The organism is Nonomuraea sp. WAC 01424, from assembly GCF_003947315.1.
Taxonomy (GTDB): domain Bacteria; phylum Actinomycetota; class Actinomycetes; order Streptosporangiales; family Streptosporangiaceae; genus Nonomuraea; species Nonomuraea spiralis.
The window spans coordinates 99791-117541 of sequence record NZ_QHHZ01000007.1; the positions used below are offsets into that span (position 1 = coordinate 99791).

Below are 17751 nucleotides of genomic sequence, written 5' to 3' on the forward strand. Positions count from 1 at the left end.
GCGCACCTCGCTGTTACGGATAGTTATTTGCCATCCACTTACAGTAAGGATGCGTGTTGAAGCCCACTGCACCCCCCGCGCGTCGCCGTACGCGCCGAGCCCTCGTCACGGTGGCGGGAACCGTCGCCGCGATGCTCACGTTCTCCCTGGTCACGGCAGCTCCCGCGACCTCCGCCGCGCACGACGGCGTACGCACGCGCGTGCACCACGCCAGTAGCGCGCCCTGCGTCCGCCAGGGACAGGCCGACTACCCGGTCGAGTACTACTGGAAGAACGCCCTCGGCATGCGCCTCGGCCACGGGACGATCTCCGTCGTCACCTCCCCGCCCCTGTGGGGCGGTCAGATCGCGCCGGGCAGCACCTTCACCCTCACCATGACCCACCGCACGGCGCAGTGGCCGCTGCTGGTACGCACCTACACCACCACCTGGGACGTGTCGTCGCTGGTGGCCAACGCCGACGTCGTCGCCCAGTCGGGGGCCGGCAGCATCAGCGGCAACACCCTGACGATCCCCTCGACCGGCAACAAGACCGACCCCGCGCCCAAGGTCATCACGTTCCGGGTGAAGCAGGGCACCGTCGGGCGCGGCATGACCATCCGGCCGAGCGGCATCAGCAGCGTCGTCGCGTTCCCGGGGCAGCTCGGCAACAACACCGCGGCCCCGCCGATTCAGATCGTCAGCGGGAACTCCATCTCGCCCACCAACGCCGTCGACGACACCGCCACCACCACCCAGGACACGCCCGTCACGGTGCCCGTCCTGGCCAACGACACTGGGACGGCGCCGCTGATCAGCGGGGTCACCCAGCCCGCCAACGGCACGGTCACCGTCTCCGGCGACAAGCTGATCTACACCCCGGACAAGGACCGCGCCGGCACCGACACCTTCACGTACACCATCGAGACCGCCTGCGGCACCAGCACCGCGACGGTCACCGTCACCGTCGAGTGCACCCGCGAGCCCGTCAATCTGGTCAACGGCAGCTTCGAGGCGCCTCCCGTGGCCCGCTACGACTGGGACATCCCCGACGCCTCCACCAACCCCGCCGTCGGCTGGCACACCACCGCCTCCGACCGCAAGCTGGAGTTCTGGAACAGTACGAGCGGGGTCCCGGCGGCCGACGGCCAGCAGTTCGCCGAGCTCAACGCCAGCGAGGTCTCCACGCTCTACCAGGACGTCCCCACCGTCCCCGGCACCGTGATGACCTGGTCGCTCTACCATCGCGGCCGGGCCGGGACCGACGTGATGCGGGTGCTCATCGGCACCCCGGGCGCCACGGCCCCCCAGAACCCCGACGGGGCCGGCTCGCCCGACCTCTCCGACGGCAACACAGCCTGGGGTCACTACACCGGCACCTACGTCGTCCCCGCCGGGCAGACCGTCACCCGCTTCGCCTTCGAGTCGGTGTCGGCCGCCGGAGGCAACCCGGCGATCGGCAACTTCCTCGACGGCGTCGTCTTCCAGACCCCGCCGTGCCTGCCCATGACCGCCAGGCTCATCAGGAACGACCGCCCCTGACCGGGACGTTCCGCGCGACGACCGGCGGCCCGGTCTCGCGCGGAACGGCCGCTCACCCGGGGGAGATGTGCCGGCGCAGGAGCCATTGCAGCGGGCTGAGGCCGGTCTCGTCGTGGAAGCGCCGGGTCAGGGTGCGGACGCTCGTACGGGCGTGGGCGGCCAGGTCGGCGCGGGTGAGGGGTTCGTTCAGCCGTTCCAGGGCCCACGCCCTGGTGGCGGCGAGCGAGGTGCCGGTCTCGGGCGTCCGCCGACGCCGGCGACGTCGCCCGGCTGGCGGAACTGGCCGAAGGGGCCGCCGTGCTGTTCAACTGCGCGATGCCGCCCTACGACCGCTGGCCGGCCGAATGGCCGCCGCTGGCGGCCGCGTTGCCGGCCGCGGCCGGACGTAGCGGGGCCGACTACGTGATGCTCGGCAACACCTACGCGTACGGCCCCGTCGACGGGCCAGGAACGCCGCTCGCGGGGCGGCTCACCGGCGCGGGGCACCGGCCTTGTCGCAGGTGGTGTCGCCGCCGGGCAGGACGCCGTCCACCAGGTACCGGCCGACCGTGGTGTCGACGCAGGTGTCGCCCGCCGCGAGGTAGGCGCCGTGGCGGAAGGCGCCGCGCAGGGTCACCAGGCGGGAGCCGGTCAGCGCCCGGTGCATGGCCCGCTGGCCCGCGTAGGGGGTGACGGTGTCGCCGTCGGCGGCGACGATCAGCATCGGGGCGTGGTTGCCGATCGTGGTGGGCGCCTCCACCGGCGTGACCGGCCAGAAGGCGCACGGGCTCAGGTTCCGGGTCATCGGCCCGAACAACGGCTCGTCGGCCCGGTGGGCCTGGATGTCGCGGAAGTACCTCTCCGGGTCGCGGGAGGTGGCCCGGTCGGCGCAGAGGATCGGGGTGCCCGCCCGGTCCTCGGCCGGCCCCGAGCCGGTGAACAGCCCGTCGAGGGTCTCCTTCAGCGACGCCGGGACGGTGACCGCGTCGCCGCGGGCCGCGTCGGCCAGCACCCGCACCTCGGCGGCGAGGCCGGCGTACGCCTCCTCGCGGTCGTCGTACAGGCGGATGAACAGCAGGTAGGGCACGTGCTGGGCGCCGATCCGGTACGCGCCCACCCGCAGCGGGCGCTCGGCGGCGGCCCGGTCGACGCCTTCCACGGTGGCCAGGACCTCGGCCTCGGTGGCGCCCAGGCCGTACTCCTTGTCGCGGGCGGCGGCCCACGAGGCCCAGTGCCTCAGCGCGGCGGTGATCGCCGGGTCGTTCCTGGACAGCAGATCGGGGCCGTAGACGTCCGGGTCGACCGCGCTGTCCAGCACGACCCGGTCGGCCCGGGCGCCGAACATCTGCGTGTAGACCGCGCCCAGGTAGGTGCCGTAGGAGTAGCCGAGGTAGGACAGCCTGGACTCGCCGAGGGCGGCCCGGATGACGTCCATGTCGCGGGCGGTGTTGCGGGTGGAGGCGTACGGCAGCAGGGCCCGATCGCCCCGGGCGCACCCGGCCGCCAGTTCCCTCATGAGGGCCACGCTCTCGTCGAAGGTACGGCGGGTCGGGCCGGCCGACCGGGTCGGGGTGTCGGTCGTCCACCGGCAGCGGATCGGCGTGCTGCGGCCCACGAACCGCGGATCCATGCCGATCAGGTCGTAGCGGGCCGCGACGGCGGGCATGAGCCGGCCGAGGAGCACCCGTGGCAGCCCGCTCCCGCCCGGACCGCCGGGATTGATCAGCAGGACGCCCCGGCGCCTTCCGGGGTCGGTCGCCTTGACCCGCGAGATCGCCACCGAGATCGTCCGTCCCCGCGGCCTGCGGTAGTCCAGCGGGACGGTGACCTCGGCGCACTGCGCGCCCGCCTTGTCCAGGGCCGCGCCGGTCTCGTCGTCCGGTCCGGTCCGGCAGCCGTGCCAGTCGATCGTCTGACGGTGGAACCGGGCGTCGGCCCCGGCGTCACCCGTGACGCTCGCCGACGCCTGGCCGGTGACCGCCATCCCCGCCAGCAGAGTCGCGCCCGTGGCGACGGCCGTGGCGATCTTTCGTACCCGCACAGAGAGCCCCCTTGTCTGATGCTGTCGGCACCGACGCTAGGGTTCCGGGCGGTCGACCTTGATCGGCCATATGGACGATGGAGATCGACCGTATGGACATTCCCGCGGGGGGTCAGGGGGCGGGGCGCAGGCCGTCCAGCAGGACGGTGAGGTAGGCGTCCGTGAGGGCCTGCGACGGCGGCCGGGCACGCGCGACGGCCAGGGCGGTCTGCCCGATGAGCGTCGTGACGACGGCGGGGTCGAGGTCGGTACGGATCGCGCCCGCGCGCCGCGCGCCCTCGGTCATCTCCTCGACGGCGGCGACCAGGTCGGCGCGCAGCGCGGTGGTGGCGGGCAGGTCCAGGCCGTTCAGCTGGTCGTTGACGGCGTGGTGGGCGGTCTGGAAGGCGATCAGCTCGCGCAGGAAGGTGTGCAGCGCCCGGTACGGCGTGGTCTCGGCGAGCAGGTCGCGGGCACGCCGGACGACGGGTTCGAGCAGGCGGGACACGGCGGCGTCCAGCAGGGCGTCCTTGCCGCCGAACGCGCGTACGACGGTCGCGGCGCCCAGGCCCGCCCGCCTGGCGATGGCCTCGACGGTGAGGGTCGCGCCTGGTTCGGCCAGCAGCGTCATGGCGGCGTCGAGGGCGAGCCGGCGATTGCGTACGGCGTCGGCGCGGCGCCTGGGCTCGGCGGGCGTTGACAAGTGGAATGCCCCTTCCACATAATTAACTGGAACGGTTATTTCAGTTAACTGTAGCGCGAGGAGCCCCCATGAACGAGCGGATCCTGATCTCCGGCGCGAGCATCGCCGGGCTGACCCTGGCTCACTGGCTGACCCGGTACGGCTTCCGGCCCACCGTCGTCGAACGTGCTCCGCGCCCGCGCGCCGGCGGCAACGGGGTGGACGTACGCGACAACGCCGTCGAGGTGGCCGAGAGGATGGGCATCATGCCGCGGGTGCGCGCGCTGGCCACCGACGTGCACGGCATGAAGTTCGTCGACGCCGCGGACCGGCCCGTCGCCCGCGTCGACATCAGGGACCCGCGCGCGGTGGAGATCATGCGCGGCGACCTGGTGGCGCTGCTGGGCGAGGCGACCGACGCGGAGATCGTGTCCGGCGACTCGATCCGCGAGCTGGAGCAGGACGACGACGGCGTGCGGGTCACCTTCGAGCACGCGCCCGCCCGCACCTTCGACCTGGTCGTCGGCGCCGACGGCATGCACTCCCACGTACGGCGGCTGGCCTTCGGGCCGGAGGAGGAGTTCGTCCGGCACAAGGACCACTACTTCGCCTTCGCCGACGCCGACGCCGCGCTTGGGGAGGACCGCTGGGTCACGATGTTCAACACGCCGGGCCGCATGGCCGGGATCTACCGGTCGGGCAACCACGCCCAGGCCAAGGCGTACTTCATCTTCCGCTCGGCGCCGCTGGACTACGACCACCGGGACGTCGCCGAGCACAAGCGGCTGGTGAGCCGGGTGTTCGGGGGCGAGACGTCCTGGCGTACCCGGGAGCTGCTCGACTCGGCCCTGGCCGACCCCGACTTCTACTTCGACGCCCTGGGCCAGGTGCACATGGACTCGTGGTCGAAGGGCCGGGTCGTGCTCGTCGGCGACGCCGCCTGGTGCGCCTCCCCGGCCTCGGGTGCGGGGGCGGAACTGGCCCTGGTCGGGGCGTACCGGCTGGCGGGGGAGCTCGCCGCCGCCGGCGGTGACCACCGGATCGCCTTCGCCCGGTACGACGCCGTCCACCGCCCGCTGGTCGAGAAGAAGCAGCAGATCGGCCCGAACGTCCGGCTCATGGTGCCCAAGACCGAGGGCGGGCGGTGTGTCCGTGACGCCCTGGTACGCCTGCCGCTGATGAAGGCCGTCGGCGCGGTGGAACGCCGGGTCCAGGGCAGGAACGCCCGTCCCCTCCCGGAGTACGCCCCGGCCCGGTAGACCGATCCGGCGGTCAGCGGCGTACCGCGCCCCCGGTGTCACCGGCGGGCAGGATGCCGGCGACCAGGGTGCGCAGCGCGGCCAGGGCCGCGGCGGCGTCGACCCGGTCGGGCGCGAGCAGCCACTGCTGGTGGATGCCGATGCCGGCGCCGACGATCGCGACGGACAACGACTCGACCGGCAGGTCCGGCGGCAGCGGCAGGCGTTCCAGCCAGCTCCGGCAGTGGTCGCGCAGCGTGTTGTGGATCTCGACGTAGCGGTCGCGGATGGGCGAGCCGGGCTCCAGCGCCTCGACCAGGAGCGTGACGAACAACTTGGTGGTCGGGAGGGCGAGCAGCGCGCCCACGCCCAGGTCGATCTGCTCGAAGTCCGGTTCGCCGGCCTGCGGGGCGGCGGCGAGGTTGTCGCGGACCATCGCCACCGAACGTTCGAGCACGGCCAGCAGCAGGCCCTCCTTGCTGCCGAAATGCCACGGGATCGACCCCCGGCTGATGCCGGAGCGGTTCGCCACGTCGATGAAGGTCGTCTGCCGGTAGCCCTTCTCGGCGAACAACTCGGCCGCCGCGTTGAGGATCAGCTCGCGGCTCTCGTTGCTGGTCTGCTCTCGTCGCGTCGCCACGCCACCTCCTCTGTGGCGTCGATCCTATTCGATGCCCGCCGACATAGGCTTGTGCGTGATCTCCACGTCAACCGCGTGAGCCGGGGGCCGTCGCGCGCAAACTTCTTCAAGACCCGGCGGGTACGGGTGGCCGAGGGTGGGGGCGTGATCGCTCTCGTTCCGCCGCCTACGGGCGTGCGCCGCGCCCCGATGCTCGCCGTACTGCTCACCGGTCAGGTCATGGCCTCCATGGACGGCTCGATCGTGTCGGTGGCCGCCGAGACCATCCGCGCCGACCTGCACGCCGGTGGCACGGCGATCCAGCTCATCGTGTCGGGCTATCTCCTGACCGTCGGCGTGCTCCTCGTCACCTGCGCGCGCCTCGGCGACGTCGTCGGGCAACGACGGGCGTTCCTGATCGGGCTGGGCTGGTTCACCGGCGCGTCGCTGCTGTGCGGGCTGGCCCCCGACGTCACCGTGCTGGTGGGCGCGCGCGTCGCGCAGGCCATGGGGGCGGCGCTGCTCACCCCGCAGATCTTCTCGCTCATCCAGACGCACTGGGAGGGCACGGCACGCCGCCGGGCGATCGGCCTCTACAGCATGGTGCTCGCCCTGGGGGTCGCGCTGGGCCAGGTCGTCGGCGGGCTGGTCGTCAGCGCCGACCTGTTCGGGCTGTCCTGGCGCCCCGTCTTCCTGATCAACATCCCGATCGGCGTGATCTCGCTGGCCGTGGGCCCGCGCCTGCTGCCGGTCTCCCGCGTGGACGGCCGGGCACGCCTCGACCCGGGTGGGGTGGCGATCCTGACCGCCGCCATGGCCGCGATCACGGTCCCGCTCATCTTCGGCCGCGACCTCGGCTGGCCCCTCTGGGTGTGGATCTCGCTGGCGTGCGGGGTCGCGCTGGCGGCGGCGTTCGTCCGCCACGAGACCCGGGCGCCGCATCCGCTGCTGGACCTGGCCTCGGTACGGCCGAGCGGCGTGAAGCCCGGACTCGCGGCCTGCTGGACCGTCATGGGCTGCTACACCGTCTTCCTGCTCACCCTCACCCTGCACCTCCAGACCGCGCTCGGCCGTTCGCCGCTGGAGGCGGGGCTGGCGTTCGTCCCGTACGCCCTGGGGTTCGGCGCGCTCAGCCTGACCTGGACCCGGTATCCGCAGCGGTTGCAGCGGGTCCTGCCGATCGCGGGCCCGATCGCCTTCGCGGCCGGGGCGTGCCTGCTGGTGCTCCTCTGCCGGGACCGGTGGCAGCCGGTCGTGTCCGTGCCGCTGCTGCTTCTGGCCGGGGCCGGGCACGCCGCCGGGTACAGCCCGCTGATCGCGCGGATCACCTCGCTGGTCGAGCCGCGGCTGGCGTCGGCGATCTCGGCGCTGAACTCCACCGGCCCGGTGCTCGCCGGGGTGACCGGCGTCGCCGGGCTCGGGAGCGTCTACTTCGCCGCGCCCACCTCCGCCGACGGTCTCGTACGGGTCGTCGGGGTGGTCGCCGTCCTGCTCGTGGGCGGGGTGGCGGGGGCCGTACGGGCTACTTCGGGCCGGTCAGGCGGCGTTCGCCCGCCGTGGTGAGGACGAAGACCTGCCAGTTGTAGTAGGCGTAGTAGGCACGCGGGTCGCGTTCGATCTGGCGGGCGTGCAGGAGGACCGCGTCCACGTATGCTTGCGACGGGTTGTAGGCGTGCAGGGCCCGCCGGTAGTCGCGGGGCGCGCCGGAGGCGTGGAGGTAGTTGGCCGCCCCCATGACGGCGTCCCGGGGATTCTGGACGTCGCCGCCCAGCCCGTACGCCCGCCAGGTCGCCGGCATGAACTGCATGGGCCCCTGGGCTCCGGCGTGGCTGTCGGCGCGTACCCGGCCGAACTTGGTCTCGGCGAACATCACCGCCGCCAGCACCTCCCATTTCACCCCGAAACGGCGCTCGGCCCGCTTGAAGTGGCCCAGCAGCTCGGCGGCCGGACGCGCCGGCTGGACCTTGAAGACGGCGGACGGCTTGATCGGGCGGGTCAGCGCGAGCAGTTCGCGCAGGGCGGCGACGTTGTCCTTGGCCTGGGCGGCGAGGGCGGCGGCCAGGCCGGCGAAGGCACGGTCGGCCAGGGCGCGGTTGCGGGCGGCGTGACGGTAGAGGCGCTGCTGGTAGAGGGCCAGGAGCTGGACGTCCTGCGGCGGGGCCGCCTTGGCCGGACGCCAGCGGTCGATGGCGGCGTTCAGGGCGGTGGTCGTCTCGCGGAGAGCGGTCGCCAGGCGCGCCGGGTCGGTGGGGAGCGGCGCGCCCGGGGCCGGCAACGTCCGGCCGGAGGAGGCGGGGGTGCTCGCCGCCGGCGGCGCGGCGGACGTCGGACTGAGGGTCCCGGAGGCGTCACCCGTCGTTCCTGAGGCGGCCGCGCCGCCGCATCCGCCCACCCCGGCGAGGGCCGCGCCCACCAGCACGAGGACGGCGAGCGTACGGCCGCGGGAGGCGCGGGGCTTCGGCGGGCGGGGGCGGAACGGGCGTCGGAAGTCGTCCATGGTCGGCCAACCTACCTGGATCACGGTCGCGGGCCGCCCCCGGACGCGTACGCTTCCCCGAGCGGCGGCGGGTAGGAGAGAAGTCACCGGGAGGTGAACGGCATCGACGACGAATCGCACGAGACGAGCTGGCGGGGGCCCCGGTTGCGGGCGGAGACGAGACAGGTTGACGGGTGCCTGGTCATGGGGTTGAGCGGGGAGCTCGACTTCACGCAGAAGCCCGAGTTCCGGCGATGGGCGCTCGAAGTGGTGGCCGGCGAGGGCGGGACCGAGAACGGCCACGAGAACGGTCACGGCGGCCGGACGGCGGCGCGGATGGTCGTGCTCGACCTCGGGGGGATCGAGTTCTTCGACTCCTCGGGGCTGGCCGTCGTCATCGCACTGTGGAAGCAGGCGCGGGAGGCGGGCAACGACCTTGCGGTGGCCGGCCCGCCGCCGGTCTGCGCCAGCATGATGCGCCGTACGGGCATGGCCGACCACATCGCGATGAGTGACACCGTGGACGCCGCGCTGGCCGGTGCGGCCCGGGGGACGGGCCGCGTGGCCGGACAGGCCGAAGCGGGCTGAACCCGGCGGCCGCCGTCAGTCCTGCGTGAAGGAGTGCGAGGCGGCGGCGGCCGCGGCGCCGGTGAGGTATTCGTGGGTGCCGCTGACGTCCAGCAGCCGCTCCAGCACGGGTGGGCGCTGCTCCAGGTGCAGCCGCGCTCCGGCCGCCGCGGCGTGGTGGTGGATCCGCAGCAGGGCGGACAACCCGCTGGAGTCGCAGAAGTGCAGACCGCCGAAGTCGAGGTGCAGGTCGGTCACGCCACCGCCGTCGAGCGCGGCGACGGCGGTGTTCAGGAGCTCTTCCGCGGTGTTGTAGTCCAGGTCGCCGGTGACGGAGACGCGCGGCGCCCCCGGGCGGGGCGTGGCCAGGACGAGGGTCAGCGGATTGGGGACGAAGGCGGTCATGCGATCTTTCCGTGGCCGGTGAGCGGGACGTCGTCGTCCGTGGAGGAGGACGGGGAGTGGGCGGACACGGCGCGTACGGCGTCGCGCCCGTGGGCGAGCAGGGCCGAGGCGCGCGGGAAGTCCTCCAGCCGCCCGCCCAGCAGGTCGAGGGCCGGCAGCAGCGTGCCGGCCGGTACGCCGCGAGCGGTCAGCACGCCGGCCGTCCAGGTGAGGAAACGGCCGAACAGCTCGGGGTCGTCCACGTAGAGCGCGGCGGCCAGGAACTCGACGATGTGCGCGACGTCCTCGGCGGTGTGCCGGCGCTGCCGCGGGGTGTAGTCGGCCACGGCGGGGATACGTTCCTCCAGGCCGCCCATGACGTCCCTGACCAGGCGCCGGGCCGACCGGCTGACCATGGTGTACTCCTGGTCGTCCAGGTGGGGCAGGTCGTCCACGGCCTGGCGGGGGGCGACCGGGCGGGGCAGCGGACCGGCGGCGAGCCGGTCGGCGGCGGCGCGGCCGTCCGCGGCCCAGGCGTCGGCGCCGAGGAGGCGGGCGTAGCGGCCGTCCGGCCCGAACGCGGCGCCGCCGGCCATCACCGGCGTGCCGGTCGCCTGGCAGGCGGTGACGGCGGTGTGGGCGGTGGGCAGCCGGGTCGCGGGCATGGCGTGCCACTCGCCGTCGATGCAGGCGACGGCGACGCGCCCGGCGGCCGGGCCGTTCGTGGCGGCGGCGCGGGCGGTGGGGTGGTGGGCGAGCGCGGCCAGCACCCGTTCGTTGACGGCGGTCGCGGTGTGCTCCTGCGCGACCGTGATCCGGTTGGCCTCCCACTCGCGGCCGACCCGGGCCTGTACGGGGGCGACGACCTCCAGCAGCAGGCTTTCCAGCGGGATGTCCTGATCGAGCGCGGCGAGCGCGGCGTCCGTGGCGGCGTATTCGTCGCCGGCCACGGCTGCGGTCCAGAGTTTTTCGCGCCAGGCGGAGAATCCGTCTGCGTGCGTCATGCGGTGAACCTTCCCCGTCCGTGTCCTCCCACCGCGCTCAGATGTGCCCCGCGCGGTGCCGTGATGGCGATGACGGCCATGTCATCGTGATCGCCACCCCCTACCCACTCGGAGGACAACATCTCCACACGTTCCGTGATCGCCTCGGGGGGCATGCCGCCGCACTGCCGCAACTCCTCCAGCAGCCGCTCGTCGCCGTACATCTCGTCGCCCAGCGGGCCGCCCACCGCCTCGGTGATGCCGTCGGTGTAGAGCAGGCAGGTCTCGCCGGGTTCGAGGTCCACGGTGTCGGTGACGCTGGTGACACGGTCGAGCATGCCGATGAGGGTGCCCTTGGTGCTGGACACGTCCACGCGCCCGTCACCCCGTACGATCAGCGGCGGCGCGTGCCCGGCGCTGGTGAGCCGCAGTCGTACGCAGTTGCCGGTGCGCCGGATCGAGGCCAGGACGAGCGTGACGAACCGGGTACGGTCGCCGCTCTTGAGCAGCACGCCGTTGAGCAGTTCGAGCACACGCTGATGGTCGCCGGCCAGCGGCGTCAGCGCCTGGAGGGTGTGCCGGATCTTGCCCGTGAGCACGGCGGCCTCCAGGCCCTTGCCGGCCACGTCGCCGAGCACCACCAGCGACTCCCCGTCGGGCTCGGCGGGCGGGTGGAGGTCGTAGAAGTCGCCGCCGATGCGGGCGGCCTGCTCGGAGGGACGGTAGCGGGCGGCGATCTCGACGCCGTGCAGGCTCCGTACGCGGGGTGGCAGGAGCTCGCGCATGAGGGTCTCGGTGATGTCGGCCTGCTCGGCGTACAGGCGGGCCGCGGACATGGCGGCGCCCGCGCGGGCCGCGAACAGCCGGGCGAAGACCTCCTCGCCGTCGGAGAAGCAGGCGTGGCCGCTGGCGCGCAGCAGTACGAGCGCCCCGGCCGGGACGCCCGCGCCGGGCAGGGCGCTGACCACCATCGAGCCGACCTGGCCGAGCCCGTCGCGGGCCAGCCAGCCGGGGGCGGCGGCGGGGTCGATCCAGCGGGAGGGCAGGGGCGGGTAGCCCTGCAGCGCCTCGGCCAGGCCGGGCACGCCCTCGGGATCGACGGCCAGCTCCTCGCGGACGACGACGCCGTCCGGGCCGCAGTACGCGATCGGGTGCCTGCGCCGGTACGGCGGCAGGATGACCAGCGCGGCGTCGGCCAGGTGGCGGGCGGCCAGCCGGGCGGTCACCTCCATGCAGCGGTCGAGGTTGAGGGAGGACAGCAGCTCGCCGGAGGCCCGGTCGAGGAACGCCGTGCGCTCGCGTTCGACGCGCAAGGCCTCGGTGGCGTGGGCGAGATCGGTGGCGTCGGCGAGCCACCACACGACCAGGTCGCCCTCACGGACCGGCCGCGCCTCGAACGTGGCCTGCCCGATGAGCCCGCGCGTGGCCGCGCCCACGTCGTCCGGCAGCACGGCGGGGTCGAGGGTGTCGTCGTGGGCTCGGGACAGCCAGGCGGGGGCGGCGTCCGCCAGCGCCGCGCCGGGGACCGCCCCGGGCAGCAGCCGCAACGCCGCGTCGTTGGCCTGGGCGATGACACCCACGGCGTCCACCACCAGGACCGGGTAGGGGGCACTGCGCCACACCGCCCCGGTCTCGTCCTGCCTCAGGTTGCTCCTCGGACCTGTCACGACAGCGAGCCCGCCGCGACGGGCTCTGCCTCCCTAAGTCATCGACGATTTCACACGATCTCCTTCCACTGTAGCTGAGGCCCTTTGCGGGGAAAGTGCCCGCCTTGACCGTCCGTCTCCAGTGGTTTCCAGCCGATTCCAAGGTCCCGGCGTCAGGGTGATGCCTTTCTGGCCAGTCAGGGCAGCGGAGTCCGGGGACGGGGAGAAGATGGGCGTGAACGAGACGAGGACCCGCTGGGTCCTGGGCAGGACGGGGGCGACGCTCGCCCTGAGCGCGTTGCTCGGCTGCGCGCCGGGCACCGCCGACGCGGCCGACCTGAGCGCCGCCGCGGCGGGTTACGTCGTGCAGGGCAGGGTGGTGAACTCGGCGGGCCAACCGGTCGAGGGCGCCAAGGTCGTGGTGAAGGACCGGCGCTACTACAACAGCGACATCGTGCTGCACAGCGACCGCAACGGCGTCTACCGGTCGCGACTGCCGCGCGAGCCGTCGTCCTGGGTGGTCAGCGCCTCGGTGACGCGGCAGTTCCACGGCAAGCAGTACACCTTCGACCTCGAGCCCTCCTCGACCGCCTCCTTCCGGGCGAGCGCCGGCGGCGTACGGAACTTCACCTGGCGCGTCACCGGCAGGCGGCCGGGCGCCGACGGCCGCTACTACGGCGGCCTGGTCGCCACGAACCTCTGGTTCGAGAACCTGCCCGAAAACGTCGACCAGGACAACGTACGGCTGACGATGACCCCGGTCGGCCCGCTGATCGACGGCAGCAAGGGCAAGGTCGTCTCCGGTCGCGAGCCGGTCTACACCGACAGCGGCTGGGCGGTGGTCGACGTGCCTTTGGGGCGGTACCGGATCAGCGCGACCTACCGCTCGGCCACCAGCGGCCAGGTCTACCCGTTGCAGATCAAGCTGACCGGCAGCGCGGCCTTCGCCCCGCAGGTCACCGCCGACTTCGAGCAGAGCGGCACCAACCAGCGCATCAGGCTGGAGGTCAGGTTCGCGTGAGCCCGCGTTCGCGTGGGCGGGCCGCCACCTGGCTCCTCGCCCTGGCGGGCTCGTTCGGGCATCACGCGGTCTTCGACCATCCGGCCGGCAGCGGAGAGCTTCAGCACCGAGCACGACGACGGCTTGCCCGTGGTGACCTGGATCGACCCCTCACACGTACGCCTGGACGACCGCCCGGGGGACGGCCGGGGGTCGTGGGGCGGGCGGACGGTCGTCCTGGACCCCCGCTCCGGCCGGGCTCGTACGGTTCAGCGCGCGTTCCGGTGAGCGGAGGCCCGGCGGCCGGGGGTGGGGCTGCCGGGGGCCTCGCGGACGGACGTCGTCAGGAGCGGTTCTCCGGGCTCAGGACGCTGGACAGGAACGCCCTGGTGCGCTCGTGGCCGGGGTTGGCCAGGAGCTCGGCCGGTGGGCCGCTCTCGACCACGACCCCGTCGGCGAAGAAGGCCAGCCGGTCGCCGACCTCCCTGGCGAAGGCGATCTCGTGGGTGACCACGACCATCGTCATGCCGTCGGCGGCCAGGCCGCGCATGACCTCCAGCACCTCGTCCACCAGCTCGGGGTCCAGCGCGGACGTGGGCTCGTCGAACAACATCAGCTCCGGGCTCATCGCCAGTGCCCTGGCGATGGCGACCCGCTGCTGCTGGCCGCCGGAGAGCTGGTGGGGCCGCTTGTGCGCGTGCGCGGCCAGGCCCACGCGCTCCAGGTGCTCCATCGCCGTCGTACGGGCCCGCTCCGCCGACACGCCGAGGACGTGGACGGGGGCGCAGGCCACGTTCTCCAGCGCGCTCTGGTGGGCGAACAGGTTGAACCGCTGGAACACCATGCCGATCCGGCGGCGGAAGACGGCGAACTCCTTGGGCGTCCACGGTCGGTAGCGCCCCTCGCGCAAGCTGTGCCCGACCTCCTCGTCGAGCACCCGCAGGCTGCCGCCGAGCACCTGCTCCAGCCCGTTGACGCAGCGCAGGAACGTCGACTTGCCCGACCCCGACGGCCCGATGACGCAGCTCACCTCGCCGGGGGCGACGGTGAAGTCCACACCGTTGAGCACCTGCGTGTCGCCGTAGCCCATGCGCACGCCCGTGGCGTGCACGACGGGGCTCACGCCGCCGCCTTGGGCAGGATCCTGGCGGCCAGCCCGCCGCCGCGGACCAGCCGTACGGCCTCGGAGCCGAACCGGCGTTCCAGCCTGCCCTGAAGGAAGGTGGCGACGGCGGTCATGAGCATGTACCAGAGGCTTGCCACGATGAGCAGCTCCATGATCAGGTTGTTGGCCTTGTAGATCTGGCTGGCGTTGGTCATCAGGTCGTGCCCGGCCACCACGTAGACCAGCGAGGTGGTCTTCAGCATGGAGATGAACTCGTTGCCGGTGGGCGGGATGATGATGCGCAGCGCCTGCGGCAACACGATCACGCGCATCCGCTTGGCCGGGGTCATGCCCAGCGCGTACGCGGCCTCGGTCTGGCCGTGGTCGACGGCCTGGATCCCGGCGCGTACGGTCTCGGCGAAGTACGCCGCCAGGTTCAGCCCGAGCCCCAGCATGGCCGAGGTGAAACCGGTCATGACCAGGTTCGTGTCCCACTTGACGCCGATCATGGTGAACGGGACCTTGAGCACCAGCTCGGGGAACAGGAAGGCCAGGTTGTACCAGAAGATGAGCTGCACCAGCACCGGCGTGCCGCGGAAGAACCAGATGTAGAGCGTGGCCAGCCCGCTGAGCACCGGGTTGTGCGACAGCCGCATGATCGCCACGACGACGCCCAGCACCAGACCCAGCACGGTCGCCAGCACCGAGATCTCGATGGTGACCCAGATCCCGGCGAGGATGCGGTCGTTGAACAGGTACTCGGCCACCTTGCCCCAGTCGAGGCGCGGGTTCACCACGACCAGGTAGACCAGCCAGCCGGCGATCGCCGTCACGACGACCGCGGCCAGCAGGCGGCCCCAGTGCCGCGTCCTGGCGACCGGGATGTGCTCTCCGGAGGGCCCGGTGAAGGGTTCCGTGCGCATGGTCACTTACCGCCGTTGATCACTGCGGACTGGACGGCCAGCTTGTCCAGGTTCCACGCCTTGAGCAGATTGGCGTACTCGCCGCTGGCGATGAGGGAGTCCAGGGCGCCCTTCACCGAGTCGATGAGCTGCTTGTCGTCCGGCTTCATGCCGATTCCCCACGGGCTCTCGGTCCCGTCCAGGGACAGCGCCTCGACCTCCAGCTTGGGGTCGGCGGCCTTGCTGGCGGCCACCACGTAGTCGGTGATGGTGGCCTGGGCCCGGCCGCCGGTGACCTGGATCAGGGCCTCCTGGTCGCCGGGGAACTTCAGGACGTTGACGGCCGGCTTGCCGTCCTTCTTGCAGTCGGCGTCGTACTTCTCGGCCAGCTCCATGGACGAGCCGTTGTCGACGACGGAGACCGTCTTGCCGCACAGGTCGGCCGGGCCGGAGATCTTGGCCGGGTTGCCCTTCTTGATCAGCATGCCGGCGCCGGCCTGCACGTAGTCGACGAACGTGACCTGCGTCTGCCGTTCCGGCGTGTCGCTCATCGAGGAGATGACGAAGTCGTAGCGGCCGGTGAGCACGCCGGGGATCTGGGAGTTGAACTCCTCGTCGGCGATGGTCACCTTGGCGCCGAGCTTCCTGGCGATGGCCCTGGCCAGGGCGGGGTCGAAGCCGATGGCCGTCTTGCCGTCGCTCGCATACACCTCCATGGGCGGGTAGCCGACGGACGTGACGACCTTCAGCCCCTGCGACTTCAGGCGGGCCGGCGCCTTGGCGGCCAGGTCCTTGTCCGGGGTGATGGCGTTGATCACGTCGGCGGCCTTCTCCTCGGTGGGAGCCTGGTCGAGCGTGACCGCCGCGGTCTCGCCGTCCGCGGGGGCCGCGGTGCCGCCGTCCAGGGACTGGGCGCCGCAGGCCGTGGTGGCGGCCAGCAGGGCGCCGGCGGCCAGGGCGGTGATGGTGCGGATCTTCACAGGGGGTGCTCCTTCAGGATCGCTGCCAGCGGACTTCGCCGCCGACGACGGTGGTGAGAACCTGGGTGCGCAGCACCGCCTGAGGCGGTTCCAGGTAGGGGTCTGTGTCCACGGCGATGAAGTCGGCCAGCATGCCGGGCGCGAGAACGCCCTTGCGGTCCTGCTCGCCGGCCGCGTACGCGGCGCCGAGGGTGTGCGCGGTGATCGCCTCGGCCATGCTCAGCCGCTGCTCGGGCTGCCAGCCGCCGGCGGGCGTGCCGTCCTGCCGGGTACGGGTGACCGCGGCGTACAGGGCGGCCCACGGGTCAGGGCTCTCCACCGGCGCGTCGGAGCCGAAGGCCAGCGCTACGCCGGCGTTCAGCATGCCGCGCCAGGCGTAGGAGGCCAGGTCGTGCCCGGCCAGCAGCGAGTCGACGAGGGCGATGTCGGTGGTGCAGTGCACCGGCTGCATCGAGGCGACGACGCCGAGCCTGGCCATCCTGGTCAGGTCCTGGGGACGCAGGTGCTGGGCGTGCTCGATGCGGTGCCGCAGGCCGGACGTGGTGCCGATCGCCTCGTAGGCGTCGATGACCAGCCGGTTGGCGCGGTCGCCGATGGCGTGCGTGGCGACCGCGATGCCGGCCGCCGCCGCCGTGCTGAAGATGCGTACGAGGTCTTCGTACGGGGTGACCGCGATGCCGGTGTTGTCGTGCTCACCGGCGAACGACTCGTGCATGTGGCAGGTGTGCGAGCCGAGCGCGCCGTCGCTGAACACTTTGACCGGCCCGGTGCGGACCCAGTCGTCGCCCTGGCCGGTACGGCGGCCCTCGGCGATGGCGGCCTCCAGGGCGACCGTGGGGATCGCCTTGTGCACGCGGATCTTCAGCTCGCCGGCGTCGCGCAGCTCCAGGTAGGCGGCCCGGCAGTCCTCGCCGTCGATGTCGTGCACGCTGGTCAGCCCGAACGCCAGCAGCTCCTCCTGACCGGCGCGCAGCAGGTCGCGCAGGTCGCCGGAGACCATGAGGGCGCGCAGCGGGTACGACGCGGACTCGCGCAGGATGCCGGTGGGCTCTCCGTACGCGTCCCTGACGATCTCGCCGCCGACCGGGTCGGGGGTGGAGGCGTCGATCCCGGCCATCCGCAGCGCGGCGGAGTTGGCCCAGACGGTGTGGCCGTCGACGTTGGGCAGCGCCACGGGCAGGTCGGGGCAGACCGAGTCGAGGGCCTTGCGGTCGGGCTGGACGGGCGGGTTCCAGATGTTGCTGTTCCACCGGCCGCCGAACAGCCATGCGCCCGGCCGCAGCTTGGCCGCGTGATCGGCCACCTTGGCCAGGGCCTCGTCCAGGGAGCGCACGTCGCGCAGGTCGACCGCGCCGAGGCTCTGGGCGTACTGGGCCGTGTGGATGTGGGCGTCGTAGAGGCCGGGCAGGACGGCGGCACCGTCGAGGTCCACCAGCTCGGCTCCCGCGCCCGCCGCCTCGCGCACCTCGGCCTCGGTGCCGACGGCGACGATCAGCTCGCCGTCCACGGCCATGGCCTGGGCGGCGGGGGCGCCGTTGGTGCCGGTGCGGATGGCGGCGTTGCGATATACGCGCATGTCATGGATCTCTCAGGGGTTCGGGTGGGGTGGTGCGGCTCACTGTAGAAGTGGCGAAAAGAAGTAGGAAGCGA

Annotated in this window: 17 protein-coding genes; 5 read left to right on the plus strand and 12 right to left on the minus strand. The window is 72.7% G+C overall.

The window, feature by feature from the left end; genetic code table 11:
• Positions 1-53 precede the first annotated feature (53 nt).
• Positions 54-1520, plus strand: coding sequence for an Ig-like domain-containing protein (locus tag DMB42_RS54320; protein WP_125636551.1), 1467 nt, complete (start codon positions 54-56; stop codon positions 1518-1520).
• A gap of 52 nt (positions 1521-1572) precedes the next feature.
• Here the strand turns inward: DMB42_RS54320 and DMB42_RS20300 are convergent, their stop codons facing one another.
• The 3 genes from DMB42_RS20300 to DMB42_RS20315 all read right to left on the minus strand — a co-directional run bounded on the left by DMB42_RS20300 (position 1573) and on the right by DMB42_RS20315 (position 4222).
• A complete protein-coding gene (locus DMB42_RS20300) occupies positions 1573-1719 on the minus strand; it encodes an AraC family transcriptional regulator (RefSeq protein WP_221762277.1) in 147 nt (48 codons plus the stop codon).
• 270 nt (positions 1720-1989) lie between these two features.
• Positions 1990-3540, minus strand: coding sequence for an alpha/beta hydrolase (locus DMB42_RS20310; RefSeq protein ID WP_221762259.1), 1551 nt, complete (start codon positions 3538-3540; stop codon positions 1990-1992).
• Between the two features lie 112 nt (positions 3541-3652).
• Positions 3653-4222: a TetR/AcrR family transcriptional regulator gene (locus DMB42_RS20315; protein WP_125636552.1), complete on the minus strand. Its 570-nt coding sequence runs from the start codon at positions 4220-4222 to the stop codon at positions 3653-3655.
• A 68-nt stretch (positions 4223-4290) separates the two neighbouring features.
• On the opposite strand from DMB42_RS20315, the gene DMB42_RS20320 reads away from it, so the two are divergent.
• Positions 4291-5460 carry an FAD-dependent monooxygenase gene (locus tag DMB42_RS20320; protein WP_125636553.1) on the plus strand — a complete coding sequence of 390 codons (1170 nt, stop codon included), beginning with the start codon at positions 4291-4293 and terminating at the stop codon, positions 5458-5460.
• 13 nt (positions 5461-5473) lie between these two features.
• On the opposite strand, the gene DMB42_RS20325 is transcribed toward DMB42_RS20320, so the two are convergent.
• Positions 5474-6079 (minus strand): TetR/AcrR family transcriptional regulator, encoded by a 606-nt coding sequence (locus DMB42_RS20325; protein ID WP_125636554.1) that lies wholly within the window; start codon positions 6077-6079, stop codon positions 5474-5476.
• A gap of 144 nt (positions 6080-6223) precedes the next feature.
• Here DMB42_RS20325 and DMB42_RS20330 point away from each other — a divergent pair, with 144 nt between their 5' ends.
• Positions 6224-7621, plus strand: coding sequence for an MFS transporter (locus DMB42_RS20330; RefSeq protein WP_260477810.1), 1398 nt, complete (start codon positions 6224-6226; stop codon positions 7619-7621).
• Here DMB42_RS20330 and DMB42_RS20335 read toward each other — a convergent pair.
• Positions 7581-8555: a lytic transglycosylase domain-containing protein gene (locus DMB42_RS20335; RefSeq protein WP_125636555.1), complete on the minus strand. Its 975-nt coding sequence runs from the start codon at positions 8553-8555 to the stop codon at positions 7581-7583. The two genes, DMB42_RS20330 and DMB42_RS20335, sit on opposite strands and share 41 nt — an antisense overlap.
• Before the next feature lie 93 nt (positions 8556-8648).
• Between DMB42_RS20335 and DMB42_RS20340 the strand changes: the two genes are divergently transcribed.
• A complete protein-coding gene (locus DMB42_RS20340; protein ID WP_221762260.1) occupies positions 8649-9122 on the plus strand; it encodes an STAS domain-containing protein in 474 nt (157 codons plus the stop codon).
• 15 nt (positions 9123-9137) lie between these two features.
• Here DMB42_RS20340 and DMB42_RS20345 read toward each other — a convergent pair whose 3' ends face one another.
• From DMB42_RS20345 to DMB42_RS20355, 3 genes are read right to left on the minus strand one after another with little or no spacing between them, the layout of a single operon-like run.
• Positions 9138-9506: an STAS domain-containing protein gene (locus DMB42_RS20345; protein ID WP_125636556.1), complete on the minus strand. Its 369-nt coding sequence runs from the start codon at positions 9504-9506 to the stop codon at positions 9138-9140.
• Positions 9503-10489 (minus strand): B12-binding domain-containing protein, encoded by a 987-nt coding sequence (locus DMB42_RS20350; protein ID WP_125636557.1) that lies wholly within the window; start codon positions 10487-10489, stop codon positions 9503-9505. Before DMB42_RS20350 ends, DMB42_RS20345 begins: the two co-directional genes overlap by 4 nt.
• Positions 10486-12135 carry a PP2C family protein-serine/threonine phosphatase gene (locus DMB42_RS20355; protein WP_260477811.1) on the minus strand — a complete coding sequence of 550 codons (1650 nt, stop codon included), beginning with the start codon at positions 12133-12135 and terminating at the stop codon, positions 10486-10488. The genes DMB42_RS20350 and DMB42_RS20355 overlap by 4 nt, the downstream gene beginning before the upstream one ends.
• 214 nt (positions 12136-12349) lie before the next feature.
• On the opposite strand from DMB42_RS20355, the gene DMB42_RS20360 reads away from it, so the two are divergent.
• Entirely contained in the window at positions 12350-13135 is a 786-nt protein-coding gene (locus DMB42_RS20360; RefSeq protein ID WP_125636558.1) for a hypothetical protein, read from the plus strand.
• Positions 13136-13457: 322 nt separating this feature from the next.
• Here DMB42_RS20360 and DMB42_RS20365 read toward each other — a convergent pair whose 3' ends face one another.
• Genes DMB42_RS20365 through DMB42_RS20380 form a run of 4 tightly spaced genes read right to left on the minus strand, consistent with a single transcriptional unit; the run spans position 13458 to position 17677 of the window.
• Entirely contained in the window at positions 13458-14204 is a 747-nt protein-coding gene (locus tag DMB42_RS20365) for an amino acid ABC transporter ATP-binding protein (protein ID WP_125636854.1), read from the minus strand.
• Positions 14205-14233: 29 nt separating this feature from the next.
• Complete coding sequence (locus DMB42_RS20370; RefSeq protein ID WP_260477812.1) at positions 14234-15142, minus strand: amino acid ABC transporter permease; 909 nt, start codon at positions 15140-15142, stop codon at positions 14234-14236.
• Between the two features lie 2 nt (positions 15143-15144).
• Entirely contained in the window at positions 15145-16101 is a 957-nt protein-coding gene (locus DMB42_RS20375; RefSeq protein ID WP_125636560.1) for an ABC transporter substrate-binding protein, read from the minus strand.
• A 13-nt stretch (positions 16102-16114) separates the two neighbouring features.
• A complete protein-coding gene (locus DMB42_RS20380; protein ID WP_125636561.1) occupies positions 16115-17677 on the minus strand; it encodes an amidohydrolase in 1563 nt (520 codons plus the stop codon).
• Positions 17678-17751 lie beyond the last annotated feature (74 nt).